Origin of the sequence: Gordonia rhizosphera NBRC 16068 (assembly GCF_000298195.1) — a bacterium.
In the GTDB taxonomy this organism is placed as follows: Bacteria; Actinomycetota; Actinomycetes; order Mycobacteriales; family Mycobacteriaceae; genus Gordonia; species Gordonia rhizosphera.
Genome location: NZ_BAHC01000151.1, coordinates 1 through 24,915 on the forward strand (window position 1 = coordinate 1; position 24,915 = coordinate 24,915).

22 protein-coding genes and 3 tRNA genes are annotated in these 24,915 nt (G+C 67.0%); 10 read left to right on the plus strand and 15 right to left on the minus strand.

The window, feature by feature from the left end; translation table 11 throughout:
• The first annotated feature begins 46 nt into the window (after positions 1-46).
• From GORHZ_RS18595 to nuoN, 5 genes are read left to right on the plus strand one after another with little or no spacing between them, the layout of a single operon-like run.
• A complete protein-coding gene (locus GORHZ_RS18595; RefSeq protein WP_006335728.1) occupies positions 47-847 on the plus strand; it encodes an NADH-quinone oxidoreductase subunit J in 801 nt (266 codons plus the stop codon).
• Positions 844-1,143: an NADH-quinone oxidoreductase subunit NuoK gene (nuoK, locus tag GORHZ_RS18600; RefSeq protein ID WP_006335729.1), complete on the plus strand. Its 300-nt coding sequence runs from the start codon at positions 844-846 to the stop codon at positions 1,141-1,143. Before GORHZ_RS18595 ends, nuoK begins: the two co-directional genes overlap by 4 nt.
• Before the next feature lie 10 nt (positions 1,144-1,153).
• Positions 1,154-3,052 (plus strand): NADH-quinone oxidoreductase subunit L, encoded by a 1,899-nt coding sequence (gene nuoL, locus GORHZ_RS18605; RefSeq protein ID WP_006335730.1) that lies wholly within the window; start codon positions 1,154-1,156, stop codon positions 3,050-3,052.
• Positions 3,053-3,054: 2 nt separating this feature from the next.
• On the plus strand, positions 3,055-4,677 hold the full coding sequence (locus tag GORHZ_RS18610) for an NADH-quinone oxidoreductase subunit M (protein WP_006335731.1): 1,623 nt from the start codon (positions 3,055-3,057) through the stop codon (positions 4,675-4,677).
• Complete coding sequence (nuoN, locus tag GORHZ_RS18615; RefSeq protein WP_006335732.1) at positions 4,674-6,410, plus strand: NADH-quinone oxidoreductase subunit NuoN; 1,737 nt, start codon at positions 4,674-4,676, stop codon at positions 6,408-6,410. Before GORHZ_RS18610 ends, nuoN begins: the two co-directional genes overlap by 4 nt.
• 70 nt (positions 6,411-6,480) lie before the next feature.
• On the opposite strand, the gene GORHZ_RS18620 is transcribed toward nuoN, so the two are convergent.
• Both GORHZ_RS18620 and GORHZ_RS18625 read right to left on the minus strand, forming a co-directional pair.
• A complete protein-coding gene (locus GORHZ_RS18620; protein WP_040532474.1) occupies positions 6,481-8,430 on the minus strand; it encodes a primary-amine oxidase in 1,950 nt (649 codons plus the stop codon).
• Positions 8,431-8,478: 48 nt separating this feature from the next.
• The gene (locus tag GORHZ_RS18625) at positions 8,479-9,930 is read right to left on the minus strand and encodes an APC family permease (RefSeq protein ID WP_006335734.1); all 1,452 of its coding nucleotides are present in this window, start codon (positions 9,928-9,930) and stop codon (positions 8,479-8,481) included.
• 606 nt (positions 9,931-10,536) lie between these two features.
• On the opposite strand from GORHZ_RS18625, the gene GORHZ_RS18630 reads away from it, so the two are divergent.
• From GORHZ_RS18630 to GORHZ_RS18640, 3 genes are all read left to right on the plus strand, one after another.
• The gene (locus GORHZ_RS18630; protein WP_006335735.1) at positions 10,537-11,979 is read left to right on the plus strand and encodes an APC family permease; all 1,443 of its coding nucleotides are present in this window, start codon (positions 10,537-10,539) and stop codon (positions 11,977-11,979) included.
• Positions 11,976-12,728 (plus strand): IclR family transcriptional regulator, encoded by a 753-nt coding sequence (locus GORHZ_RS18635; RefSeq protein WP_006335736.1) that lies wholly within the window; start codon positions 11,976-11,978, stop codon positions 12,726-12,728. The genes GORHZ_RS18630 and GORHZ_RS18635 overlap by 4 nt, the downstream gene beginning before the upstream one ends.
• A gap of 121 nt (positions 12,729-12,849) precedes the next feature.
• The gene (locus GORHZ_RS18640) at positions 12,850-13,608 is read left to right on the plus strand and encodes a hypothetical protein (RefSeq protein WP_006335737.1); all 759 of its coding nucleotides are present in this window, start codon (positions 12,850-12,852) and stop codon (positions 13,606-13,608) included.
• Between the two features lie 61 nt (positions 13,609-13,669).
• Here the strand turns inward: GORHZ_RS18640 and GORHZ_RS18645 are convergent.
• The 5 genes from GORHZ_RS18645 to GORHZ_RS18665 all read right to left on the minus strand — a co-directional run bounded on the left by GORHZ_RS18645 (position 13,670) and on the right by GORHZ_RS18665 (position 15,570).
• Positions 13,670-13,757 (minus strand) — tRNA-Ser (locus GORHZ_RS18645).
• A 71-nt stretch (positions 13,758-13,828) separates the two neighbouring features.
• Positions 13,829-14,041 carry a CsbD family protein gene (locus GORHZ_RS18650; RefSeq protein WP_006335738.1) on the minus strand — a complete coding sequence of 71 codons (213 nt, stop codon included), beginning with the start codon at positions 14,039-14,041 and terminating at the stop codon, positions 13,829-13,831.
• A 106-nt stretch (positions 14,042-14,147) separates the two neighbouring features.
• Positions 14,148-14,417 carry a hypothetical protein gene (locus tag GORHZ_RS18655; protein WP_006335739.1) on the minus strand — a complete coding sequence of 90 codons (270 nt, stop codon included), beginning with the start codon at positions 14,415-14,417 and terminating at the stop codon, positions 14,148-14,150.
• Between the two features lie 128 nt (positions 14,418-14,545).
• Positions 14,546-14,986: a nucleoside deaminase gene (locus GORHZ_RS18660; protein ID WP_040532460.1), complete on the minus strand. Its 441-nt coding sequence runs from the start codon at positions 14,984-14,986 to the stop codon at positions 14,546-14,548.
• Positions 14,987-15,027: 41 nt separating this feature from the next.
• On the minus strand, positions 15,028-15,570 hold the full coding sequence (locus GORHZ_RS18665) for a tRNA adenosine deaminase-associated protein (RefSeq protein ID WP_040532461.1): 543 nt from the start codon (positions 15,568-15,570) through the stop codon (positions 15,028-15,030).
• A gap of 93 nt (positions 15,571-15,663) precedes the next feature.
• Here GORHZ_RS18665 and GORHZ_RS18670 point away from each other — a divergent pair, with 93 nt between their 5' ends.
• Positions 15,664-16,638: a prephenate dehydrogenase gene (locus GORHZ_RS18670; protein ID WP_040532463.1), complete on the plus strand. Its 975-nt coding sequence runs from the start codon at positions 15,664-15,666 to the stop codon at positions 16,636-16,638.
• 11 nt (positions 16,639-16,649) lie between these two features.
• On the opposite strand, the gene GORHZ_RS18675 is transcribed toward GORHZ_RS18670, so the two are convergent.
• The 6 genes from GORHZ_RS18675 to GORHZ_RS18700 form a co-directional block, all read right to left on the minus strand.
• Entirely contained in the window at positions 16,650-17,273 is a 624-nt protein-coding gene (locus tag GORHZ_RS18675; RefSeq protein ID WP_006335752.1) for a putative glycolipid-binding domain-containing protein, read from the minus strand.
• 80 nt (positions 17,274-17,353) lie between these two features.
• A complete protein-coding gene (locus GORHZ_RS18680; protein ID WP_006335754.1) occupies positions 17,354-18,079 on the minus strand; it encodes a hypothetical protein in 726 nt (241 codons plus the stop codon).
• Between the two features lie 142 nt (positions 18,080-18,221).
• Entirely contained in the window at positions 18,222-18,986 is a 765-nt protein-coding gene (gene aqpZ / locus GORHZ_RS18685) for an aquaporin Z (protein ID WP_006335757.1), read from the minus strand.
• 157 nt (positions 18,987-19,143) lie between these two features.
• A complete protein-coding gene (locus GORHZ_RS18690; RefSeq protein ID WP_006335760.1) occupies positions 19,144-20,682 on the minus strand; it encodes a phytoene desaturase family protein in 1,539 nt (512 codons plus the stop codon).
• A 260-nt stretch (positions 20,683-20,942) separates the two neighbouring features.
• Positions 20,943-21,015, minus strand: a tRNA-Arg gene (locus GORHZ_RS18695).
• Positions 21,016-21,111: 96 nt separating this feature from the next.
• Positions 21,112-21,200, minus strand: a tRNA-Ser gene (locus GORHZ_RS18700).
• A gap of 110 nt (positions 21,201-21,310) precedes the next feature.
• Here GORHZ_RS18700 and hisC point away from each other — a divergent pair.
• Entirely contained in the window at positions 21,311-22,378 is a 1,068-nt protein-coding gene (gene hisC / locus GORHZ_RS18705; protein WP_006335761.1) for a histidinol-phosphate transaminase, read from the plus strand.
• 81 nt (positions 22,379-22,459) lie between these two features.
• Here hisC and GORHZ_RS18710 read toward each other — a convergent pair whose 3' ends face one another.
• Together GORHZ_RS18710 and GORHZ_RS18715 are read right to left on the minus strand one after the other, a co-directional pair.
• A complete protein-coding gene (locus GORHZ_RS18710; protein ID WP_006335765.1) occupies positions 22,460-23,440 on the minus strand; it encodes an alpha/beta hydrolase in 981 nt (326 codons plus the stop codon).
• 181 nt (positions 23,441-23,621) lie between these two features.
• On the minus strand, positions 23,622-24,854 hold the full coding sequence (locus GORHZ_RS18715) for a hypothetical protein (protein ID WP_006335767.1): 1,233 nt from the start codon (positions 24,852-24,854) through the stop codon (positions 23,622-23,624).
• Positions 24,855-24,915: the final 61 nt, after the last annotated feature.

Sequence of the window (24,915 nt, forward strand, 5' to 3'; positions counted from 1 at the left end):
GCGGTGAGGTTTCCAAGGACGGTCACCTCGTCGCGAAGGACCGGTCATGACGACCGTCCTCGCCGCGATGACGCAGACGTCGACGGGTGAGGCGGTCCAGTTCTGGGTGCTCGGCGTGGTCGCGGTCCTCGGCGCGCTCGGCGTGGTGTTCGCCACCAAGGCGGTGTACTCGGCGATCTTCCTGGCCACCACGATGATCATCCTCGCGATCTTCTATGTCGCGCAGGGTGCGTTGTTCCTCGGCGTGGTGCAGGTGGTGGTCTACACCGGTGCGGTGATGATGCTGTTTCTGTTCGTGCTCATGCTGATCGGCGTTGACTCGTCGGATTCACTGGTGGAAACCCTTCGGGGACAGCGTGTCGCCGCCGTCGTCCTCGGCGTCGGATTCGGGGTGCTGCTGATCGCGGCGATCGCGAATGCATCCCTGGCGGTGTTCGCGGGCGCGCCGGTCGCCGACGGGCAGGGATCGGGCACCGCGGGCGACGGCAACATCGAGGCGATCGCGATGCTGATCTTCGTGCGCTACCTCTGGGCGTTCGAGATGACCGGCGCGCTGCTCATCGCGGCGACGCTCGGCGCGATGGTCCTCGCGCACCGGCAACGGTTCGGACCGCGCCGCACCCAGCGGGAGCTGTCGACCGAACGGTTCCGCACCGGGGTGGACATGACCCCGCTGCCGAGTCCCGGTGTCTACGCCCGGCACAACGCGGTCGACGTGCCGGCCCTGCTGCCCGACGGGTCACCGTCGGATCTGTCGGTCAACGCGACCCTGCGGCCTCGTCCCCACGAGGAGGCACCTTCGGCGGCCTCCCACGGCATCCGCAGGTCGCTGGGAGGGCACCGATGAACCCGGAGAACTACCTCTACCTGGCGGCGCTGCTGTTCACGATCGGCGCCGCGGGGGTGTTGCTGCGACGCAACGCGATCGTCGTGTTCATGTGCATCGAGTTGATGCTCAACGCGGCCAACCTGGCGTTCGTCACGTTCGCGCGGATGCACGGATCCTTTGACGGACAGGTGATCGCGTTCTTCACCATGGTCGTCGCGGCCGCCGAGGTGGTCATCGGCCTGGCCATCATCATGACGATCTTCCGGGCCCGACGGTCGGCTTCGGTCGACGGCGCAGATCTGCTGAAGCGATAGGAGGCGACGGGTGAGCACCGAATCGACCGCGGACCTTCTCTGGCTGGTACCCGCGCTCCCGCTGATCGGAGCGGCGTTGCTGCTGCTCGGCGGGCGTCGCACCGACGCGTGGGGTCACCTGCTGGCCTGCGCGATGGCGCTGGTCTCGTTCGTCGTCGGGTTCGCCATGTTCGTCGGCATGCTCGGACGAACCGCCGACGACCGCGCGGTGCACCACATCCTGTTCAGCTGGGTACCCGTTGGCGACCTGCAGGTCGACTTCGGCCTGCAACTCGATCAGCTCTCGATGTGCTTCGTGCTGCTGATCACCGGGGTCGGGTCGCTCATCCACATCTATTCGATCGGCTACATGGCCCACGACCCGGATCGTCGCCGGTTCTTCGCCTACCTCAACCTGTTCCTCGCCGCGATGCTGCTGCTGGTGCTCGCCGACAACTTCCTCGGCCTCTACACGGGTTGGGAGGGTGTGGGTCTCGCGTCGTACCTGCTCATCGGTTTCTGGCAGGATCGCCCGTCGGCGGCGACGGCGGCGAAGAAGGCGTTCGTGGTCAACCGGGTCGGCGACATGGGGCTGGCGATCGCGCTGATGATCATGTTCGCGACGTTCGGGTCGGTGTCGTTCGGCGTGGTGTTCGGTGCGGCGGGCGATGCGTCCGACGGTGCGCTCACCGCAATGGGGTTCATGCTGCTGCTCGCCGCGTGCGGCAAGTCGGCGCAGGTACCGCTGCAGTCGTGGCTGGGTGACGCGATGGAGGGTCCCACCCCGGTGTCCGCGCTCATCCACGCCGCGACGATGGTCACCGCCGGTGTCTACCTGATCGCCCGGTCCAACCCGATCTTCGATCTCGCGCCCGCCGCGCAGGCCGGGGTCGCCGTCGTCGGTGCGGTCACCCTGCTGTTCGGCGCGATCATCGGTTGCGCCAAGGACGACATCAAGAAGGCTCTCGCGGCGTCGACGATGAGCCAGATCGGCTACATGGTGCTGGCCACCGGCCTCGGCCCCGCCGGCTACGCGTTCGCCATCATGCACCTGCTCACCCACGGCTTCTTCAAGGCCGGCCTGTTCCTCGGCGCCGGATCGGTGATGCATGGCATGAACGACGAGACCGACATGCGCCGCTACGGCGGTCTGCGCAACCTGATGCCGATCACCTTCGTCACCTTCGGGTTCGGCTATCTGGCGATCATCGGGGTGCCGCCGTTTTCCGGGTTCTTCTCCAAGGACCCGATCATCGAGGCGGCCTTCGCCTCCGGCGGCGTCGGCGGCTGGCTGCTCGGTGGCGCTGCGCTCCTCGGTGCCGGGATCACCGCCTTCTACATGACGCGGGTGATGCTGCTGACGTTCTTCGGCGAACGACGCTGGCAGCCGGAAGCGCATCCGCACGAGTCCCCGGCGTCGATGACCGTCCCGATGAGTCTGATCGCCATCGGCTCCCTGGCATCGGGAGCGTTGCTGGTGTGGGGTGATGCGCTGGTGAATTGGCTGGAACCGGTGGTGGGTGAGGAGCACGGCGAGTTGTCGGTGCCGGCCTGGGTGGTGACGGTCACGATCTTGGCGGTGGTGGCGGTCGGTGTGGCGATCGCGTGGCGGCAGTACGGCACCCGGCCTGTCCCGCAGACCGCCCCCGACGACGTGTCCGCACTCACCGTCGCTGCGCGCCGCGACCTCTACGGCGACGCGGTCAACGAGAACCTGCTGATGCGTCCCGGGCAGGAACTCACCCGCGGTCTGGTCCTGGTGGAGAAGGACGGGGTGGACGCTGCGACCGTCGGCATCGGCGGCACCATCGCGGCGCTGTCGCAGCGAATACGTGGTTGGCAGAACGGATATGTGCGCTCGTATGCGATGTCGATGTTCGCCGGCGGAGTCGTGATCGTGGCCGTGGTCATGGTGGTGGGGGTGCTGTGAACATGCCGTGGTTGACGATCCTGTGGCTGCTGCCGGTGGCTGGTGCATTGGCGGTGCTGGCCGTGCCCAACATGCGGCCCGATATCGCGAAATGGCTGGGGCTGGTGGTCTCGCTGGCCACCGCGGTGGTGGCGATCGGGCTGGCCGTCGGGTTCGACCCGCACGGTGACCGGTATCAGTTCGTGGAGGACCACAGCTGGATTCCGGCATTCGGCACCCGATATGCGTTGGGCCTCGACGGAATCGGGCTGGTGCTGGTGCTGCTCACCGCGGTGCTGGTGCCGCTGCTGGTCATCGCGGGCTGGGGTGACGCGGATCAGTCCGGCTCCCTGGATGATTCGTCCGGCCGTCGGCAGAAGGGACCACACACCTACATCGCGCTGACGCTGGCGGTCGAGGCGATGGTGCTGATGAGTTTCGTCGCCCTGGACATCCTGCTGTTCTACATCTTCTTCGAGGCCATGCTGATCCCGCTGTACTTCCTGATCGGCGGTTTCGGCAGCGGTCCGGACCGATCGCGGGCCGCGGTGAAGTTCCTGCTGTACAACCTGTTCGGCGGGCTGATCATGCTGGCCGCGGTGATCGGGCTCTATGTGGTGACGGCCCGCTCCGGGCTGGGTGCCGACGGCGGCGGCACGTTCTCGTTGCGGGTCGTCGCCGATGCGGTGTCGGCGGGCGGGCTCGACGCGGAGTCGTCGGTGCTGAAGTTGTTGTTCCTGGGCTTCATGTTCGCGTTCGCGGTGAAGGCACCGCTGTGGCCGTTCCACTCCTGGCTGCCCGACGCCGCGGTGGCGGCGACACCGTCGAGTGCGGTGCTGATGATGGCGGTGGTCGACAAGGTCGGCACCTTCGCGATGTTGCGCTACTGCCTGCAGCTCTTCCCGGACGCCGCGCGGTATTTCGCACCGCTGATCGTCACGCTGGCGGTCGTCGGGATCGTCTACGGCGCGATCCTGGCGATCGGCCAGACCGACGTGATGCGGCTGATCTCCTACACGTCGATCTCCCATTTCGGGTTCATCATCCTGGGCATCTTCGCATTCACCGAACAGGGGCAGGCCGGTTCGACCCTCTACATGGTCAACCACGGGATCTCCACGGCTGCTTTGTTTCTGGTGGCCGGGTTCCTGGTGTCGCGGCGCGGCAGCCGGCTCATCGCCGACTACGGGGGCGTGCAGAAGATCGCCCCGGTGCTCGCCGGCACCTTCCTGATCGCCGGCCTGGCCACGCTGTCGCTGCCCGGGCTGGCCCCGTTCATCAGTGAGTTCCTGGTGCTGATCGGCACCTTCACGCGCTATCCGGTCGCGGCGGTGGTCGCGGCGAGTGCGCTGGTGCTGTCGGCGATCTACGTGCTGTGGCTCTACCAACGGATGATGGGTGGCCCACCCAAACCCGTCGAGGGGCCGGGGGCGGCCACCCGGTCGATGCCCGATCTCCACGGCCGCGAACTCGTCGTCGTGGCCCCGCTCTTGGCGTTGCTGCTCGTGTTCGGTGCGTACCCGAAACCGTTGCTGGACCTGATCGATCCGGCGGTGGCACACACCCTGAGCACGATTCATGAGCAGCAGCCGCGCCCGGCGGTGCCCGTGCTAGACCGTGTCCCGACCGAGGGAGGCCCGAAGTGAGAGTCGAACACCTCGCCGCCATCACGCCGCCCGATATCGCGTACGGCCTGGTGTCGCCGATGTTGATCGTCTTCGGTGCCGCGGTCGTCGCCGTTCTGGTCGAGGCGTTCTCGCCACGACGATTCCGCTATGGCATCCAGCTCGTGCTCGCCCTCGGCGGTCTGGTTGCCGCATTCGTGGCGGTCGTCGCGGTGGCGATCGCCGAGTCGCAGGATGGGCGTCTCGGGCAGCTCGCGATGTCGGGAGCCGTCGTGGTGGATCGGCCCACCCTGTTCCTACAGGGACTGCTTGTCCTCATCGCCATCCCGGCGGTCGCGTTCATGGGTGAACGCCGACTCGAACGAGTCGTCGCCGGGCTTCCGCCGCAACCGGATTCGGTCCGCACCTCGCGCCGACGGGTCAGCGACGGTCCGGGCGCCGCAGCACAGGCGACTCTGGACTCGGTCGACGCGGACATGTTCACCCCGTCCGGGGCGTCGGTGCCCAATACCGACGCCGAATACGAGGCGACCCGCGCCGGGGCGATCAGCACCGAGGTGTTCCCGCTGACCCTGCTCGCCGTCGGCGGCATGATGCTGTTCCCCGCCTGCGGTGACCTGCTGACGATGTTCGTTGCGCTGGAGGTGCTCTCGCTGCCGCTCTACCTGCTGTGTGGTCTGGCGCGTCGCCGCCGGCTGATCTCGCAGGAGGCGTCGCTCAAGTACTTCCTGCTCGGCGCGTTCTCGTCGGCGTTCTTCCTGTTCGGCGCCGCATTCACCTACGGCGCAACGGGTTCACTGCAGCTCGGGGTCATCGGAAGGTCGGTCGCCGACGCGGCCGCCGCACCGGACGGCGACACCACGCTCGCGCTCATCGCGCTCGGCCTGCTGTCGGTGGGGCTGCTGTTCAAGATCGGTGCGGTGCCGTTCCACGCCTGGGTGCCCGATGTGTATCAGGGCGCGCCGACCCCGGTGACCGCATTCATGGCCGCGGCCACCAAGGTCGCCGCCTTCGGTGCGCTGTTGCGGGTGTTCTATGTCGGATTCGGTGCGCTCAAGGATGATTGGGAGCCCGCGCTGTGGGCCGTCGCGATCGCGACCATGCTGGTGGGCGCGGTGATGGCGGTGACCCAGACCGATGTCAAACGCATGCTGGCCTATTCGTCCATCACCCACGCGGGTTTCATCCTGTTGGGGTTGATCGCGTATGACGCCGGTGTCGGCAGCGGTGGAGAACAGCCCGGGTTGGCGGCGACCATGTTCTACCTCGCGGCCTACGCCTTCTCCACCTTCGGGGCGTTCGCCACCGTCGCCGTTGTCCGCGAACCCGACCGGCCGTCCGGACCGCATCTGTCCGGGCGCGAGGCCACCGCGATCTCGCAGTGGGCCGGGCTCGGGAAGCGCTATCCGTTGGTCGGGGCGATGTTCTCGATGTTTCTGCTCGCATTCGCGGGTATCCCGCTGACGAGCGGGTTCATCGCCAAGTTCGACGTGTTCGCCGCGGTCGCGGCCAACGGCGGCGGAGTGCTCGTGGTGATCGGTGTGCTCAGTAGCGCCATCGCCGCCTACTTCTACATTCGGATCATCGTCGCGATGTTCTTCGCCGATGCCCCCACCGACGCCCCGCACGTGGTGAAGCCGAGCGTGCTGACCACGTCATCGATCGCCGTCTGCACGGTCGTCACCATCGTGCTGGGCATCTTCCCGCAACCGTTGCTCGATCTCGCCACGCAGGCGGCCCACTTCCTGCCCTGACGATGACGTGAGCACGCCCGCCGCCCGAAGACGGCGAGCGTGCTCATGGAGGCGATGTCGCAGGTGGATGTCAGCTCTCGCAGCAGTGCGACTTGGTCGGACCCGACGGGACACCGAGCGCCGGATTGCGGTCGAAGAAGCCCACCGGCTTGAGCTTGAAACCGGCGTAGTCGACCGGCATGACCGGCCAGTCCTCCGGCCGCGGGAAGTGCGTGAGGCCGAAGGTGTGCCACAGGACGACGTCCTCGCCGTCGATGTTGCGGTCGGCCGCCACGTACGCCGGCAGGCCGTCGTGTCCGGGATTCTGGTTGACATAGTCGCCTGCCGGATACCGCTGCGCGGCATCGTACTTCGTTACCCACAGGTGTTTGGTCGCGAAGGCGGCTCGAGCAGCGATCGAACTCTTCGGGTCGGCGAGCAGGGCGGGCTGACCCTCCGGGTGCAGCGCGTAGCCGACGTCCTGTCCGAGACGGTTCTGCTTGTCGGGGTTGGTGATGTGCCAGACCCGGGCCTTGCTGTTGTCGGCCATCCGCATGGCTTCCGACTCGGTACGCAGGGGTGTCTTCTGCTGTCGGAATGCGTTGCCCCACCGGTTCTCCGGCCCCATCGGGACCGGCACCGCGTCGACCTCGGTGACGACGTTGCGGTTACCGTCGACGGCCATATCCAACCGCGCGGAGAACAGGTGCTGGTGGAAGGGTGCGCCGAGACCCGGTGCCATCTCGGTGGAGAAGCCGTCGGGACCGCGGTATGCGGACGAGAAGACGATGCCGGTGGCCTTTGCCTCGAGCTCGATGGTGCCGTCGAGGTAGAGGTGCCAGTAGAAGCCGTAGTCGTAGTTGCCGATGGTCAGGAAGAAGGAGATCACCAGCCGGCGTGATCGCCGGGTCTCGGCCATGTCGTTGAACATGTCGGTGTGCTTCCACAGCACACCGTAGTCCTCCTCGTGCAGACAGATCGCGTTCTTCATGACCCGCGGATTGCCGTCTTCGTCGGCGATCGTCACGTCGAAGTAGGTGATGTCGCCGAGGCAATCGCACCCGAGTTCCAGGGCGTTCGTGTACCGGCCGAACAGGTACTCGCCCTGGTCGAAGTAGTTCTGCCAGTAACGGACCGGCGACGGATCGGCATAGGGCACCACCATCTCGGCGATCGACGCGCGGTAGATGACCGGACGCACCTGATCGCCGTCGCGCAGCGAGAGCTGGTGCAGCGTCAGGCCCTCACGAACGTCGAATCCGAACCGGAAGGTCCAGTCGGCCCAACTGATCTGATTGCCCTCGACGGTGAAGCTGGGGCCTTCGGGCTGGGTGATCTCGATGGGCTTGAGGTCGGTGCGGGTGGGCGTGGCATGCGGTTCGGCATTCCACTCGCCCCGTTCGGCAGGCACGGGCAGCTCGATCTCGTCGATCACCTTGACGACGCGACGCTCGGTGAGGTCGACGTAGGCGACGACACCGTCGATCGGATGCGCCCAGGGCAGGTCGGCCTTGTCCGACTGGTAAAAGGCGAGCACCCGGACGATCCGGTGACCGACCTCGTCCTCGTGCCCGAAGACGCCGGCGGACAACGGGACCGCACGCACGTTGGCCGGCTCGATGTCGCGGGCCTTCATCGCCTCGAGCCACTCTGACGAGTCGAGGAGGTAGGACTCGATGTCCTCGAACTCCTGGTCCAGGATCGGCACGTGACCTTCGGACGCGGCGTCGATCGTGGTCCGTTCGACGACGGCTCGCCCCGTCACCGAGACGATGAGGTTGGCGCCGTGTCCGGTGTCGCGGTCGAGAAGCAGAACCCGCGCCCGCCTCTCGATCGGGTCTCCGGGACGGAAGGCGAGCACCGCGTCCTTCGCGGGTTCGTCGAGGGCGACGAAGACGAACCGGGTGTGCTCGCCGAGCAGCCCGGCGGCATCGACGATCTCGCGGACCGCCGTGATCTCGTCAGCTGTCAGCGGGGTGAGCGGGTGGTCGGGGCCGACACTGTCGGTACGTCCGGGGTCGGTCACGGTGGCGGTACTCATCATGTTCTCCTTCGCGTCAATATGGATGTCGTTGATGAACAATGGATTTCAGTTGTCTACCGAGATCGTGTGCCGGGCCGCGTGCGGTCGCGCGACGGCGACCACGGCTCCGCTGAGGAACGCGGCGATCAGGAGCACCGCGATGATGATCGCGAGGGTGTCCGAACCGCCGACCAGCAACGGAAGGTTGACCGCGGTGAGGACGAGAAGCGTCGCGAGTCCGATCAATCCCAGTCCCGGCGCCAGGATCGTTTGCCACAACCGGGTGTCCTTGCGGGTCCGGCGGAAGTACACGATGACCGCGATCGAGGTGAGGGTCATGAGAGCGACGATCCCGACCGACGACACCCCGGCGAACCACGCGAACACCTGGGTGACCGGATCAAGTCCACCGAGTGTGGCGGCCACGATGACCACAGCTGCCGAGGTCGTCTGGACGATCGACGCCACATGGGGAGACGCGTGGCGGGCGTGGGAGCGGCCGCAAGAAGCGGGCAGTGCTCCGCTGTTGCCCAGCGAGTGGATGTAGCGGGCGAGGACGTTGTGGAACGAGAGCACCGCGGCGAAGAGACTCGTGATCAGCAGCACCTGCACGAGGTCCCCGGCGACCGACCCGACGTAGCGGACGGCGGTCTCGGTGATCATGCCCTCGGGGTTCTCCGTGGCCATCTGGACCGCACCCGCGTCGCCCCATGCGCTGACCATCAGCCAGCTGCTGAGGGCATAGAAGGCGCCGATGAGCAGCAGGGCCAGGTAGGTGGCGCGGGGGATCGTCCGAGCCGGGTCGCGGGCCTCGTCACGGAAGACCGCGGTGGCCTCGAAACCGATGTAGCCGGCCAGGGCGAAGATCAGCGCGATCCCGGGCGCCCCGTGGAAGAAGTTCGCCGGGCTCAGCGCGGCCGTGGACAGTCCCTCGGCGCCGCCGTGGCCGAGCACCGACAGGTTGATGATCATCACGATGCCCACCTCGCAGACGAGCAGGACGCCGAGCACCTTGCCGGACAGCTCGATGTGGCGATATCCCAGCGAGGCGATGACGACGAGGATGCCCAAGGCATACACGTACCAAGGTACTGCCGGTCCACCATGTGCGGTGACCAGATCGTTGATCGCGGCGCCGATGTAGCCGTAAACCGCGCCCTGCACTGCCGTGTAGGACAGCAGCGCCAGGAACGCGGCCCCGAGCCCGGCGTGACGGCCGAGCCCGTGCGCGACGTAGGTGTAGAAGGCACCCGCGCCGGGGATGTGCCGGGCCATCGCGGTGAACCCGACGGCGAACAGCAGCAGCACCGCGGTGCAGACGATGTAGGTCGCCGGGTAGGCCGCGCCGTTGCCCGCGGAGATGCCGAGCGGGACGGCACCTGCGATCACGGTCAGGGGTGCCGCCGCCGCGATCACCATGAAGACGATGCCGGTGGGGCCGAGCCGGCCGGACAGCGCGTGCGGACCGCCGTCTGTGGAGGCGGTCGACGGTGCCGTCGAAACTGGTGTGGTGGTCATGTCACTTCTCATCCTTCTCGGGCGAAATCGAATCGGTTGTCCACAAGAATCGACCCGAATCATTGTCGCGGAATTATGGAAAGGTAAGCATTCGAATACCGCATATGAGAATCGGGTTTGCTGTCGATTCTCAATCGAGATTTCCTGGATTCTCAGTTGATTTTTCAATTTCCTCGGACGCTGATCACCGAACCCGCACGACCGGTGCGACACAGCCGAGTGGTGGAAACCTCCACCCCGACATCGCAGCTGCCTGACCAGTGTTTCTGCACCAGATCTCGCACTGCAGTGCGGTGTCGGTGGATCGGTGAGACTGACCCTACGCCCGCTCTATGAGCTGTGTCACTACCTATTTCGAATGGGTATTCGAGAGGGTCGGATTCTCATTTGAACAGCCTCACGTGGGCCGCGGATCACCCGCGCAGGGTCGCGATATCCCCAGGTTGAACCGATATTCCGGTTCAAATGAGAATGCGTTAGCGGCAGCTTTCTCATTTGAACCGATCCCCGATTGAATCGGCGCCGAAACAGTGTGATGATCGTCTCGATGGGTTGGGTCCTCGATGCCTGGTTGCTTCGGGCGACAAGGCCGGGAGGCGGTAGAACGTGAGCAGCGGGGAAACTATCCGGGGCCGGTCGCCGGTCGCCGGTTTACGGCGCGCGCAGTTGTCGTTCGCCGAGGTTCTCGGCCAGTCCGTGGCGGCGGTCGCGCCCTCCGCGGTCATGGTCACCGTGCCGGCACTGGTGATTCCGGCGGCGGGCCGCTGGACAGTACCGGTTTTCGTGGTGACGACGGTGCTGTTCCTCGCCGTCGGATACTGCATCAGTCAGTTCTCCACGCGCATGATTGCGGTGAGCGGGCTCTACAGCTATACGGTCAAGGGCCTCGGGCCGACGGCCGGAATCGGTGCGGGCTGGTCGGTCGTGATCGGGTACGCCGGCGCGGCGATGGCCAGCACCGTGGGCGCCGCCGCCTATCTGACCGCGCTGCTGCATCGGGTCGGCGTGCCGGACGGGCGCGCGACGATCGGTGTGCTGGTCGTGGTGGTGGGCGCGGTGGCGCTGGCGCTGATGGTCCGCGGGATCCAATTGTCGGCGCGTATCTCGCTGAGCATCGAGGTCTTCGCAGTGGTCGCGGCGGCCACGGTGCTGACCGCGGCGGCGCTGCGCGGCGACAGTCCGTCACCCACCGGCTCGCTCGGTGACGGCGCGATCGGCTTCGCGCTGCTGCTGGCGACGACGTCGTTCGTCGGCTTCGAGAGCGCGACGACCCTGGCACGTGAGGCGCGGCACCCGTTCATCGCGGTCACCCGAGCGGTGCGCTGGTCGCCATTGGTCCTCGGTGTGCTGTATGTGTTCGCGGCCGTCGCGCAATCCGGCCACACCGCACCCGCCACCACAGGCACGGTTCCGATCGTCCTGAACCTGCCGTCGTCGCACGGCATCGGTTCGGGGGTGCTGTCGGTGCTGCTTGAGCTCGGCATCACCGCGTCGTGGATGGCATGCGTGATCGGGTCGTGCACGGCGTTGTCGCGGACGCTGTTCGCGATGGGACGGGAGGGGGTTGTCCCAGCCGCGATGGGCCGCACCCACCGCACCTTTCATACCCCGGTGACCGCACTTCTCGTGGTGATGCCGCTGGTCACACTGGTCCCGCTGATCTACCTCGTGGCGGCGGGCTCGGCGCGGAGCACCCTCATCGGGATGTTGGCGATCTCGGCGCACGGCTACATCTGCGCCTACCTGTTGGTCTGCGTCGCGGCCCCCGCTTTTCTCCGTCAGATCGGCGAGTTGGGCCGACTGCCGGTGATCATCGGTGCCCTCGCTGCGCTCGCGCTGGTTGCGATCATCGTGTGGGCGGCACTGACGATCGACGCACCGGTATGGATCGCCACGGCCACCTATGCCGCCCTCGTGCTCGGCGGGTTCGCGGTGTACGCGTTGCGGCGGCGGCGGGACCCGGGGCTCCCCGCGCGGGTCGGGGTGTTCGACGAGACGACCTCCGACCAGGTCATCAACGACTACGACCCGTGGCAGGTCCGTCGGTGAGCCCGGCGGGACCGAGCCTGTCGGGTCGGCAGCCCAAGGCCGTCCAGACCGCACTGCAGGTACTGGAGGAGATCGCCCGAGGAGGCGCAGGAATCACGGCCAAGGACATCTCCGAACGTCTCGACATCCCGTCGGCGACGGTGTACCGACTGCTGAATCTCCTGGTCGCCGACGAGTACGTGGTGCGCATGCCCGACCTCGCCGGCTTCGCCCTCGGCCCGCGCACCGGTGCGCTCGTGGACGCCACCCTGGTGCCGCGCGTGTGCGCCGCCGCCCGGGACGTGCTGGCCGAGCTACGACTGTCCATCCGCTTCGGCGCCCACCTCTACTACTTCACCAACACCTCGGTGCGTGCCGCCGACGTCGACACCGAGTTCCCGCCGACCGCCGACGAGCCGACCATCAACCGCTATCTCCACGCCAGCGCGGTGGGCAAGCTGCTGTTGGCGGAGAAGTCGGAGCTCGATGAGTGGGTCCACTTCCCTCTCACCGCTCTCACCGGCCGGACCCCGACGACGCGTGACGCTCTGGAACAACAACTTTCGGCCATCACCCGCGACGGCTACGCCACGCAGGTAGGCGAGCTCGATCCCGATCGGGCCTGCGTCGCGGTCGGTGTGCGGTCCCGCTCGGGTGTCCTCGTCGCAGCGCTGGCACTGTCCGGAACGGCCGACCGCTGCGAACTCATGGGCAGACAGATCCCGTCGCTGGTCGACTACGCGCAGCGACTCGGGCCGTTTCTGGCGTGAGGGGACAACAGCTGTGAGAGAACACTCTGCGCCGCCGGGTTCCGTAGCATCCGAACCGGGACAGATCGGGGAGGCGTCGGGCGTACTCCCGCGTAGGCGAGCGGATGCGTATCGTTCAGACATGACCAGACGGGGCGCGATTGCGCTCGCGGTGTCGAGCGCCGCCCTGACACTTGTGCTGTCCGCATGCAGCGAGCCCGCCGAACCGGCGGCGCCGATCTCCCTGCAGACGTCGTCGGTGGAACTCTCACCCACACCGCCGGCGTCGTCGGCGGTGTCATCCGCTGCGACCCAGGGGTACGAGGCGACGACCCCTCGCGTGAGCGGCACCCGCAGTTCGACGACCTTCGACGTCCACCTGCCCCAACTTCGCGGAGGGGACGCGGCGGTCCGCGCGCGGTTCAACTCCGGCATGCGCTCTGCCCTCGACGAGCTCACCACCAGCCTGGTGGACACCACTGTCGAGGATGGGCAACTGCTCGGCGACGAGCACAGTGCCGTCACGACGATCACCGATCACGTCGTCGCGGGCGTCGCCATCTTCTCGGCCTACAGTCAGGGCGCGGCGCACCCGAACAACCACGTCGCCACCATCACCATCGATGCCGACACCGCGCAGCCGGTTCTGCTGACCGATGTGGTCACCGACCCCACCGCAGCCGCCCAGGTGCTGACCGACTCGGTGAACCGCCTGGACCCGCGAGCGATGATCACCACCGCGCACATCGACAACTTCCTCAACTGGGTGCCGCTGGGGAGCGGTCTGCGCGTCTACGTCCCGGTCGGCCATGCACTCGGCGACTATCTGCCGGTCACCGTGCCGTGGACGGACCTGACGGAGGTGCTGCAACCAGGAATCCAGGAGAAACTCGGCGTCTGACGCCGACGCGCTTCGGGACGACGACGGCCCCCTACCGGATTCGGTAGGGGGCCGTTCGCTGCGGTGGCGGAGGGATTTGAACCCTCGGTACGGGGTTACCGCACACAGCATTTCGAGTGCTGCACCTTCGGCCGCTCGGACACGCCACCGCGGAAGACTGTACCGCAGTCCGGCGTGAGTCCTAAATTGGCTGGTCAGAGCGGCGCCGGGAGCGTCTCTGTCACGATTTCCCGGTCAGTTTGTCCTTGATGTCGTCGACCTTGCCCTTGACCGCGTCCGCGGCGTCGGCGATCTTCTGCTTTCCGTGGGCGGACGCCTGGTCACCTTGACCCTCTTGCTTCAGGTCCTGGTTGTCGGTCAGGCCGCCGGCAGCTTCTTTACCGCGGCCCTTCAGTTCCTCAGCCTTGTTCTTGGCGTCATCAGAGATTCCCATGAACAGCCTCCTCCTGAGTTCCCGCCAACCGTGTTGTCGACGGGTGGGGGCATCACCCACCGTGCCAGGGAAACTCAGAGGCGACCAGGATCGCAGGTCAGAGCGGTCAGTGACCGGTCACCTTGACCTTGATCTCGTCGAACTTCTCCTTCGCCGTCGTCATGGCGTCCTGCACCTTTTCGTTCTCGGTGAACTCGGTGAACTTCTCCTTCGTGGTGCTGACGGCGCCTTGAACCGTGTCGCTCTCGGCGAACTCGTTCAGTTTCTGTTTCGCGGAGCTGACGGCACCCTGCACCGCCTCGCTACCGACGAACTCCTCGAACTTCTCCCGGGCGGTATCGACCACCGCGGTCACCTTGTCGGTCGTGTCGGACATCTCTTTCCTCCGGTCTCTGGGAGCGCGGCGGGTGCCGCTGCCCCGTATCTACCAATGTGCCAGGTCAACGGCGTGCGCGAACCCTGACTCGACCCTGATTTCGTCCCCGATTCTCCCAGCACACGGTCTCAGTCGTCGCGGCGCGTAGCGAAGAAGTCGATCATGAGCGCCCGGCATTCGGCCTCCAGGACACCCCCACGCACCTGTGGCCGGTGGGTGAGGCGCGGGTCACGGACGACGTCCCAGAGCGAGCCGACGGCACCGGTCTTGGGTTCCCAGGCACCGAACACGAGCGCGTCGACGCGCGACATGGTCACCGCGCCCGCACACATCGTGCACGGCTCCACGGTGACCACCAGCGTGCAGCCGGGCAGCCGCCAACCGTCCCCGAAACGGGCCGCCGCGGCCCGCAGCGCCAGGATCTCGGCGTGCGCAGTCGGGTCACCGTCGGCCTCCCGACGGTTGGCGGCGCGGGCCAGTTCGACACCGTCGGGATCGAAACAGACGGCACCGATCGGCACATCGTCGGCGCCGGCGTCGGCCGCGGCCAAAAGGGCCTGCCGCATCATGGCCTCCCACTCGGTGAGCTGTCGACCTGCGCCTCGTCGGCTCAATGGCCCAGTTTGTCGAGCACCTTGGATAGCTCGTCGGCGAAACCGAGACGCGCCGCGATCATGCCGATCTGTTCGTCGGCATAGAGGTCGGTGTCACTGACGATGACGCTCATCACCGGTTCGGGCAGGCCGAGGTCGGCGAGGATGCCGAGATCGCCTTCCTCCCAAGGGTCGACGTCGTCGAGTTCGTCGGGATCGAGATCGGGAACCTCGATGTTCATCGCCTCGAGCGCGTCGGCGGCGATGTCGTAGTCGACGGCGGCGGTGGCGTCCGAGACGAGCAGATGCGCACCCGACGGTGCGGGCCGCACGACGATGAAGAATTCGTCGTCGACATCGAGCAGACCGAATACGGCGCCGGACGACCGCAGTTCACGCAGCTGACGTTCGGCATCGCGGAGATCGAGCAGCGCGGACTGCTTCAGCGCGGTCACCTTCCACGAGCCGTCCTCGCGGATGACCGCGACAGCGAAACCCTCCACGTCATCACCGACGTCCTGCCTGTTCGAACCACCCGATACACCCGCGGCTCCTGCCATGCAGGTCACGGTAGCCGGAATCGGCGCCTCTCCCAAGTCCTCACGTCCGGGCACTCGCTCACCGCGCGTGCGCCGATGTGGGAATGTGAGGAGGTGACTGCAGCGCCATCCCATTCCAGCCCGCTCGCTGGGCCGCCCGTCTGTGTGATCGGTCTCGGTCTCATCGGTGGATCCCTGCTGCGGGCGCTGTCGGACGGCGGCCGATCGGCCTTCGGGTACAACAGGTCCGCGCAGACCGTCGCCGACGCGACAGCGGCCGGTTACCGGGCATCCGACGACCTGGTCGCGACGTTGCGCCAGGCGGCCTCCGACGATGCGATGATCGTGCTCGCGACACCGGTCACCGTCATCGACGACCTCCTCAAGTCGATCGCCGAATACGCGCCCAACTGTCTGCTGACCGACGTCATCAGTGTCAAACAGCCGGTCGCGCAGGCGGTTGCGCGGCTGGCTCCCGGGATGCGCTACGTCGGGGGTCACCCGATGGCCGGGACCAGCCAGTCCGGTTGGGCGGCCACCGATCCCCAACTGTTCACCGATGCGATGTGGATGGTCACGACGGAGGATCACACCAGACCCGACGACTGGCTCGCGGTGGCCTCGATGGCACGCGCGGTGGACGCCTACGTGGTACCCGCGGCCCCCGACGCACACGACCGCGCCGTCGCCGCGATCTCACATCTGCCGCATCTGACCGCGGCCACCACTGCGGCGGTCGGCGCCGGCGAGAGCGGGCTCGCACTGCGTCTGGCCGCCGGCAGCTTCCGCGACGGCACCCGGGTGGCCGGTACCGCGCCCGCGCTGCAACGCGCGATGCTGGAGGCGAACGGGATCGCGCTGCTCAACGTGCTCAGCGAGGCCATCGACCGATTGATCGCGGCCCGCGACGAACTCCGGGACAACGGGACCGTCGAAATCCTCGTCGACGACGGGCACCGCGCCCGGAATGCCTACGAGGCGGTCACCGGAGCGACCCCGGCACCGATCACGGGGGTCGTCGTCGGAGAGCACGGCTGGGCCCACGAATTGCGCCGCCAGGCGCACCAGGCACGCGTGTGGATCGGCTGACGCCGAACAGATCAGACCCGGCTGGCGAGACCTGCGTAGTCGGCGACGAAGCCGTTCTCGTCGGTGGTCAGCATCGACGTGACGATCGGTGAGACGACCGCGATCGAGTCGGGACCGGCGGTGTAGTGCAGGGTCGCGGGTTCCACCGTGCCGCCCGGCAGATACAGGTAGACGACCGGGACCTCGATGTCGCCGCTGCCCTCATGCAGGCGGTGGCGGCGAATGGGCAACGCGTTGAACATGGGAGAGAGCGCGAGGTCGACATCCTCGGCACCGTTGAAATCGCTCCGCACGGTACCGTCGGGGGTCTGGACCAGCCAGTTGTGCTCACCGTCACGGGTGATGGCCAGCTGTGTATCGCCACTCACCCGCAGCAGATGCACCGACAACCGCTTGGTCACGCCGGCGTCGTTGGTCACCAGTTCGTACGACGCGGAGAACGCCTCGTGCTCGTCGGTGGCCGCCGCGATGATCCGGCCGTAAGCCTTGATCCGCATCCCGGTGACGAGCACGCGTACCTGTTCCAGCCGGTCCGCGCCCTCCCCGCGCCAGGTCATCATCGTCTTGAAGTCAGCCGATGGGGCGTCGTCGTCGGCCCGAGCGACGTTGTCGGGGGCTGTCTGCGAAGAACTCACAGATCTACGGTAGCGACCCGAGGACCTCGGCACACAGTTGATGGCCGCCTTGGGGGCAACAATTCGTGAGCAGCGTCACCTCAGGCTCTGCAGGAGACGGTACGGCGAGTCGAATCCGCGGAGATCCGGTCGGCTGCGACGATGCGTCCGTCGACCTTGATCACGCACGAGGCCGCACCCGGACCGGCGAGCACCAGGACGCGTAGCGGGTTCGCCGATCCGGTGAAGCTGAGCGTCCACGGGCTCGGCGCGCCGATCGTCGTGCGCAGCCCCGCGGCGTCCACGTAGAGGATAGTGGCACCTCCCGCAGAGGTCACCTCGTAGACGACCTGTTTGCCGATCGGGGCGACGGGCGCCCCGGGGTCACCCGGAAGCGCTTCGGTCGCGTCGCCGGGCAGCCCGGGCACCCCCGGTGCGACGGTGGGCGGTTCGGTGGGCGTGATGAAGACGGGCAGGGTCGGCGCGGCCGCGGGTTCGTCAGTGCGCAGCGCTGCCCGCCCGACCGTGAGCGCGAGCAATCCGATGGCCGCGATCGCGACCAACGACAGCACACCGATGAGGCGTCGATCGGACCGATCGCCACGGCCCGGGGCCGCCGGCGGCGCTTCGTCGGCGCCCGCGGAATCACCAGAACCGGAATCGGCGATCGGTTCAAGGGGTGGCGACGGAGGCGCACCCTGTTGGCCGGGCACGAAGATCGGTGTCCCGTCGGGGGCGTAGCCCAGCGGTGGATAGAGCTGCGGATACAGCGGAGTGCGATAGAGATCGTCGAGCGGGCGCGCGGGTCCGCCGTCGGGTTGTCCCATGGTCGGCCTCCCGTCGCGTGTCGTCGGTACCTCCGACAGTACGACGACATGGAAGCGACGTCCGAAGGCGTCGTCGGCGAGGAGCCTCGAGCCGCTCGGGCCGTCAGCCGGACGGCCCGAGCGAGGTGCCGAGTGCGATGTGTCAGGCGGCGGCGCGGGAACCGATCGCGAGCTTGCCGTTCTCGAACAGGAACGGATAGATCACGCCGCCGATGAGCCCACCGATCAGCGGGGCCAACCAGAACACCCATAGCTGGCCGGGTGCACCGTTGCCGTTGAAGAACGCCACACCGGTCGACCGGGCGGGGTTGACCGAGGTATTGCTGATCGGGATCGAGATCAGGTGGATGAGGGTGAGCGCGAGGCCGATCGCCAGCGGGCCGAATCCCTTCGGCGCCCGGTCGTCGGTGGCGCCGAGGACGACGATCAGGAAGAACGCGGTCAGCAGGATCTCGGCGATGATCACCGCGGTCAGTGAGTAGCCGCTCGGCGAATGTTCGCCATATCCGTTGGCGGCCATGTTTCCTTCTCGGGAGAAGCCCGGCAGGCCGTTGGCGATGATGAGCAGCAGCAGCCCTGCGAGCAGACCGCCGACGACCTGCGAGATCCAGTAGCCGGGGACCTCCTTCCACGGCAGACGGCCGCTCACCGCGGCGCCCAGGCTGATCGCCGGGTTGAAATGCGCCCCGGAGATGTGTGCGACCGCATAGGCCATCGTGACGACGGTGAGTCCGAATGCCAAGGAGACACCGAGGAATCCGATACCCACCTGGAACGTGCTGCGCCCGTCCTCGGATTCGGCAACCTGCTTGGCGGCGAAGATGGCGCTGCCGCAGCCGCCGAAGACAAGCCAGAAGGTGCCGAAGAGCTCGGCGCCGTACTTCGCCGCTGGTGAGGGAGAGGTCACGAGAGGTCCTTTCGTCCGGCCACAGATGTCCACCGACGCGCTTGACGCTATCGGACATCGATGTAAAGGGAGTGAATGCTGTGAAAACTCTCCGACACGGGAGGGCCCTCTGATCCCTATGGAACCAGAGGGCCGAGCCGGTCAGTTCTCCCGGCGCTCACGCCGGCGTTCGCGAAGGCGCCAGGATCAGTTGAGCCGCTCTGACGCCCGAGTCCATGGCGGGATTCATGCCTCCGCTGTTGGTCCAGGCACCGGCGAGAACGAGGTTGCGCAGCGGTGTGTGGTGGGGCAGCCAGCCCAGGCCGGAGTTGGCCGGTGTGTTCTCGTAGCCCTCGATCGCACCGTGTGGGTTGTGCGTGTAGCGGAAGTTCGTCAAGGGTGTCGAGGCCTCCCGAAAGCGGATGGATTCAGCGAGAGCGGGGAATGCGTCGACGGCTCGCCGGATGAGCGTGTCGGCCACCTGCTCTTTGATCCGGACGTAGGCGGGGTTCTCGTGGTAGCCGGTGAGGTCACCATGGGTTCCCCAGACGTCCTGGTAGTCCCACGCGGCAACTGTGGTCAGTACTACGACGCCGTGTCCGGGTGGTGCGCATCCGGGGTCGACCTGTGTGTAGTCGGTGACAGACAGATCGACCTGGTCCCAGTCACCGGATTGCGAGGCCTGCCACGCCTTGTCGGCATCCCAGGACGCAGTCAGGAACCATTCGTGGGGGGCCTCGTGCTCGCCCAGGTTGTCGCGGTCCAGTCCGAGATAGACCGAGAAAGTGGTGTAGGACGGCGCAGGCCCTTCGATCCGTTGCACGTAGTCGGTCGGAAAATGTTCGCGACCGACGAGTGCCACGAGGGCCGGCGCGCTGGCGTTGGAGACGAAAACGTCGGCCTCCAGTCGAAGACCCTGAGCCGTGGCGACGGCCACTACACGGTCATCGTCGACTTCGAAACCCGTTACGGTCTGCTCGCAGCGGATCTCACCACCGCGTTCGAGCAACACATCTGCCAACGCGGCGCTGATCGCCTCTGCGCCGCCCTCGGGGTACCAGCCCCCATATTGTTGGTATGACCTGGTGATCGACGCGCCCAGGATGGCAGCGCACTGTGACGGCGGCAGACCCAGGTAGCCCCACAATGCGCCGAGGGCGCTACGTAGCTGTGGGTCGGCCACATGCCGGGCCATCATCTGATCCCATGTTTCACCACTTGCCTGCACCATGGCCGGATACTTGGCGAGCATCTCCTCCAGTGAGGGATCGCGGCCGGCCGCCCGGTCGGTGGCGAGACGGCGGGTATCACGGTAGACAGTGGCCGCGTCGTCGAGGTACGCGCGGATCTGATCTGTCTGGCCCGGAAAACTCCGGATGAGTTCGGCCTCATAGGCGAACAGGTCAGCGTGGGCGACGATTTCCCGGCCGGGACCCCTCAGGACATACAGCGGGTCCAACCGGTTCAGGCGCAGACGGTCCCAGATGTCCAGTTGACGGTAGAGCGTGTCCACCCCGCCGCCCGGCGCGAGCCCGTTGAGTTCGTGTAACGCCGTATCGAACCGGTACGGTCCGCGCCGAAATGCAGAGGCGTATCCGCCAGGGACGGAGTTCTGCTCCAGGACAACAGTCCTCTTACCAGCACCGGCCAGCGTCACCGCCGCCGCCAACCCACCGAGCCCGCCTCCGACGACCACGGCATCTGCTCGCTCGGTCATGATGTTCCGCCTTTCAACGGGTGCTTCCGAGGGTTATTTCCACCATCGACCGCACGTCCGGGGCCAGGAAGGGCCGAAAGCCCCGTTCTCTCATCTCGAGCCGACGGCGCGCAGGTCACTATCGGCGGACCGCCGCCGCGCACGACAAATCGCCGGTCGGCTGCCGCGGCGGTTCTCCCGGCAACGGGGATAAGCGCGGGGTGTGGAGGGTCGAAATGAGGAACCCCAGCCCAGGCACATGGCCTGAGCTGGGGTTTCGGTGCGCCCGTAGGGATTCGAACCCCAAACCTTCTGATCCGTAGTCAGATGCTCTATCCGTTGAGCTACGGGCGCGTGGTATTCAGTTGTACCCCGCTGTCGGAGACAGCAGAGTCAATCCCCGCTGTCGGAGACAGCAGAGTCAATCCCACAGTCGCGACTGCGGGTCGGCGGAGGCGAGAGGATTTGAACCTCCGGTCCCGTTTTAGCGAGACAACTCATTAGCAGTGAGTCCCATTCGGCCGCTCTGGCACGCCTCCTTGGCGGAGTCCTTTCGAACTGCCGAAGCGAAAGGTTACACACACCGTGCGCCCAGAAGCAAACCGCCACCGTTTTGGTGCGCCGAGCACGGCAGACCTACATTTGACGGGTGACTCCGCGTATCCGCCCCGACCTCGACGACCTGCCCGCCTACGTGCCCGGCAAGACGTTTCCGGGCGCGGTCAAGCTGGCCAGCAACGAGGTCACCGAGGGCCCACTGCCCAGCGTCGTCGACGCGATCGCCACCGCCGCAGCGACGGTGAACCGCTACCCCGACAACGGCATTGTCGATCTCACCGCAGCGCTCGCCAAGCGTCTCGGCGTGACCGAGGAGGAGGTTCAGGTCGGCTGCGGGTCGGTCATCCTATGCCAGAACCTGATCACGGTCACCAGCGGTCCCGGCGACGAGGTGCTGTTCGGTTGGCGGTCGTTCGAGACCTATCCGCTGGCCACTCGCGTGGCCGGTGCCACACCGGTCCAGGTGCCGCTGACCGCGGATCTGACCTATGACCTGCCGGCCATGGCCGAGGCGATCACCGACCGCACCCGCCTGATCTTCGTGTGCAACCCGAACAATCCGACCGGCACGGTCGTCGACGCCGATGATCTGCTGACCTTCCTGCGGTCGGTGCCGCCGGACGTGATCGTGGCCCTCGATGAGGCGTACTTCGAGTATCTGCGGCTCGGCCCGAAGCAGGCCTACGACGCCATGGAACTGCACCGCGAGTTCGCCAACCTGGTGGTGCTGCGCACGTTCTCCAAGGCCTACGGCCTGGCCGGCCTGCGGGTGGGCTACGCCGTGGGTGATCCGCGCGTCGTCACCGCGCTCGGCAAGGTGCACGTGCCGTTCTCGGTCAACAGCCTCGCCCAGCACGCGGCGCTCGCGGCCCTGGAGGCGGGCGACGAGCTGTTGGCCCGCACCGACGCCGTGGTCGCCGAGCGCACCCGCGTGACGCGGCGACTGCGGGAACTCGGTTATAGCGTGCCGGACTCGCAGGCGAACTTCGTCTGGCTCGACCTGGGCGACAAGACGACCGAGTTCGCGACGGCCTGCACCGCGGCCGGCGTCATCGTCCGGCCCTTCGCCGGTGACGGCGCCCGCGTGACGGTCACCAAACCCGACGAGGACGACGTGTTCCTCGCGTTCGCCGAACGGTGGAGTCAGGCCTCGGCCTGATCGGCTTCACTCAGGTTGCCTTCTGCCAGGCCGTCCTCTGCAGGTCGGCTTTATGGATCGGCAGGGGTCAGATCGCCCCGGTCAGAGTCCCTGCGAGATCGTCGGCCATGCCGCAGGCAGATCCCGTTCCCAATAGACCCAGTTGTGGGTGCCGATCAGGTGGAAGCCGCTGTTGAAGGGGACGTTGTTGGCTTTCATCACTGCCGCGAACTCCAGCGAACAGCGCCACGCCCCCAACTCGAGTGCCGAGCCTGTGGCCGTAACAGCCTCCCGCGGCCCGTCCTCCGGGTCGAACGGTGCGGTGAGATCCAACGGCCCGATCGCCCCCGAACCGGACGCGAGGAAGATGTTCTTGCCGCGCAGCTCGTCGAGATGACTGCTCGGATCGTGCGCGGACCAGTTCGGTGAGTCGAACGGGCCCCACATGTTGGTGGCGTCGCCACCGTTGCGGGCCACCGTGGTGCGCACGTAGGCCTGGTTCACCGGCCCGGCAACCGTCGGGCAGCCGCTCAACGATGCGATGCCGCTGTAGAGACTCGGATGGCGTACCGCAAGGGTGAACGCGGCCTGTCCGCCCATCGACAGACCGACCACCGCGTTGCGGCCGGTGCCGTCGAAGCGCTTGTCGATCAGCGGCGGTAGCTCCTTGGCGAGGAAGGTCTCCCATTGGGGTTTCCCGATCGTCGGGTCCCGGCGCACCCAGTTCGTGTAGAAGCTGCCCGCGCCGCCCGTCGGCAGCACCACGTTCACGTTCTTGTCGGCGAAGAACTTGCCCGCGCGTCCCTTGGTGATCCAGTCACTGACGTCCTTGCCGGCGTCAGCGCCGTCAAGCAGATAGACGGTCGACCGAGGGCCGCTGCTGTTCTGCGGCGTGAGTACCGAGACCTTCACCTTGCCGCCCATGGAGGGGGACTGCACCCAGATGTCGGTGCGCAACGGACTCAGGATCGTCTCGTTCGAGATCCTCGCCGCGGGGGTGTCGGCTTGGGCGACGCCAGGCGCCACCGCCATCGCCATCAGCAGGGATGCGACAACTGCCGCCCACTGACTCGCCTTGCGCATCTACTTCCTCACTACACATATGCATGTGCGACCGCCGACCATCGACCGCACATTCTTCAAAGGCTGTACCCACCGGCGTACCGACGGGCCTCAGCTCACAGCTCTCAGCCTCCCGACAAGGGTAACGATTCGGGGTCGACCCCGAAACCTGAGCATGCTGCGAGCTGGTGAACAGCAGCGCTCAGTTCGGTTCGTAGCGCGCCGGCAACTCCCGGCCGGCCGCGGGAGAGATTCGGGCGATGTTGCCCTGCAACACGTCCCGGTAGATGCGCAGTTGCTCCTCACCGCTGCGCACCTGTTCGGTGAGTCGTTTCGCGTTGTCGACGGAGATCTCGCGGTCCCCGGAACGGGCGATGAGCTCGTCGATCCGGTCGTCGATGGTGCTGGCCCGGTTGTACTCGGTCAGCACCCGCAGTTCGACCGCGGCCGACTCGACGACGGCAGCCACCTCGCCGAGCGCCTGCACCCGATCGATCAGTTCCGTCCACACCGGACGCAGCGTGGCTTCGCGACGGTCGATGTGCTCGGCGAACGACCGGTCGAACCCGCCGTTGGCCTTTGCACGGTCCAGGTCGAGTCGGACGGCGCGCAGAGCGATCACGTCGGCCGCGATCTCGGCCAGCTCGGCGTGCAGGTTGACCTGGGTGCGTTGGATCTCGAAGTGGTCCGACCGCCACGCAGGGTTGCCGATGATGCGGTCGTAGAAGTGTCCGGCGAGGAACAGCAGGGTCTCGTACCCGTCGACGAAGGTCGCGGAGCCCGGTGTGCCGCCGGGGGTGGCCGTGTCACCCCGGTCGGGCATCAGGATCTGACCGGCCCACTGTCCGGCCTGCGGATACCCCGACCGCGCGGCCACCTGGCCGACCACACCGGCCAGCCGGTCGATCGCCGCGCTGCCGGCGCGCCGCATGTATCCGGGGGTGTTGACGTTGGGCGTGGGGGTGCAGGCGAGCCCACCGAAGAGGCGTTCGCGCTCCTCGATCTCGAGGTAGACGTTCTCCCGGCGTTCCCGACGGATCGCCCGGGTGCCGCCGGCGAAGACGCCCTTGCCGGTGACAATCATCTTGCGCGCCTCGTCGCGACGACGCACCAGCCCGTTGAGACGGTTACGCATCATCGCCGCGACCACGCTCGGCATCACCGGATTGGCCAGCTGGTGCTCGGTCTGCGCGACGGCGCGTTGCAGCCGCCTCAGTTCACCGAACCCGCCCGGCAATGTCGGTAACGCCAGCCCCGTGGACACGCGGCGCACGACGATGGCCCGCCCGCCCGGTGTCAGGAAGCCCGAGGCGATCAGCACCGCCGCCACATCGGACAGCTCCGGCCGGTCTCCGGGTAGGCGTGACTCGTTGCACCAGGCCCGGATCTCGTCGCTGGTGATGATCTGCGTTCTCAGACCCCGGTTGTCACCCATCGGATATGCCTCATTCCCCTGTCCGGGGATCGCCACCCGGACCGCACCTCGATGCTACCTG

Coding starts and splice junctions, on each gene's coding strand:
- GORHZ_RS18640 (WP_006335737.1), top strand. CDS start 12,850: ATGACCAGACGGGGCGCGATTGCGCTCGCGGTGTCGAGCGCCGCCCTG.
- GORHZ_RS18620 (WP_040532474.1), bottom strand. CDS start 8,430: ATGAGTACCGCCACCGTGACCGACCCCGGACGTACCGACAGTGTCGGC.
- GORHZ_RS18710 (WP_006335765.1), bottom strand. CDS start 23,440: ATGCGCAAGGCGAGTCAGTGGGCGGCAGTTGTCGCATCCCTGCTGATG.
- GORHZ_RS18680 (WP_006335754.1), bottom strand. CDS start 18,079: ATGGGACAACCCGACGGCGGACCCGCGCGCCCGCTCGACGATCTCTAT.
- GORHZ_RS18715 (WP_006335767.1), bottom strand. CDS start 24,854: ATGGGTGACAACCGGGGTCTGAGAACGCAGATCATCACCAGCGACGAG.
- GORHZ_RS18650 (WP_006335738.1), bottom strand. CDS start 14,041: ATGGGAATCTCTGATGACGCCAAGAACAAGGCTGAGGAACTGAAGGGC.
- nuoK (WP_006335729.1), top strand. CDS start 844: ATGAACCCGGAGAACTACCTCTACCTGGCGGCGCTGCTGTTCACGATC.
- GORHZ_RS18625 (WP_006335734.1), bottom strand. CDS start 9,930: ATGACCACCACACCAGTTTCGACGGCACCGTCGACCGCCTCCACAGAC.
- GORHZ_RS18660 (WP_040532460.1), bottom strand. CDS start 14,986: ATGATGCGGCAGGCCCTTTTGGCCGCGGCCGACGCCGGCGCCGACGAT.
- GORHZ_RS18595 (WP_006335728.1), top strand. CDS start 47: ATGACGACCGTCCTCGCCGCGATGACGCAGACGTCGACGGGTGAGGCG.
- GORHZ_RS18665 (WP_040532461.1), bottom strand. CDS start 15,570: ATGGCAGGAGCCGCGGGTGTATCGGGTGGTTCGAACAGGCAGGACGTC.
- GORHZ_RS18610 (WP_006335731.1), top strand. CDS start 3,055: ATGCCGTGGTTGACGATCCTGTGGCTGCTGCCGGTGGCTGGTGCATTG.
- GORHZ_RS18690 (WP_006335760.1), bottom strand. CDS start 20,682: ATGACCGAGCGAGCAGATGCCGTGGTCGTCGGAGGCGGGCTCGGTGGG.
- GORHZ_RS18655 (WP_006335739.1), bottom strand. CDS start 14,417: ATGTCCGACACGACCGACAAGGTGACCGCGGTGGTCGATACCGCCCGG.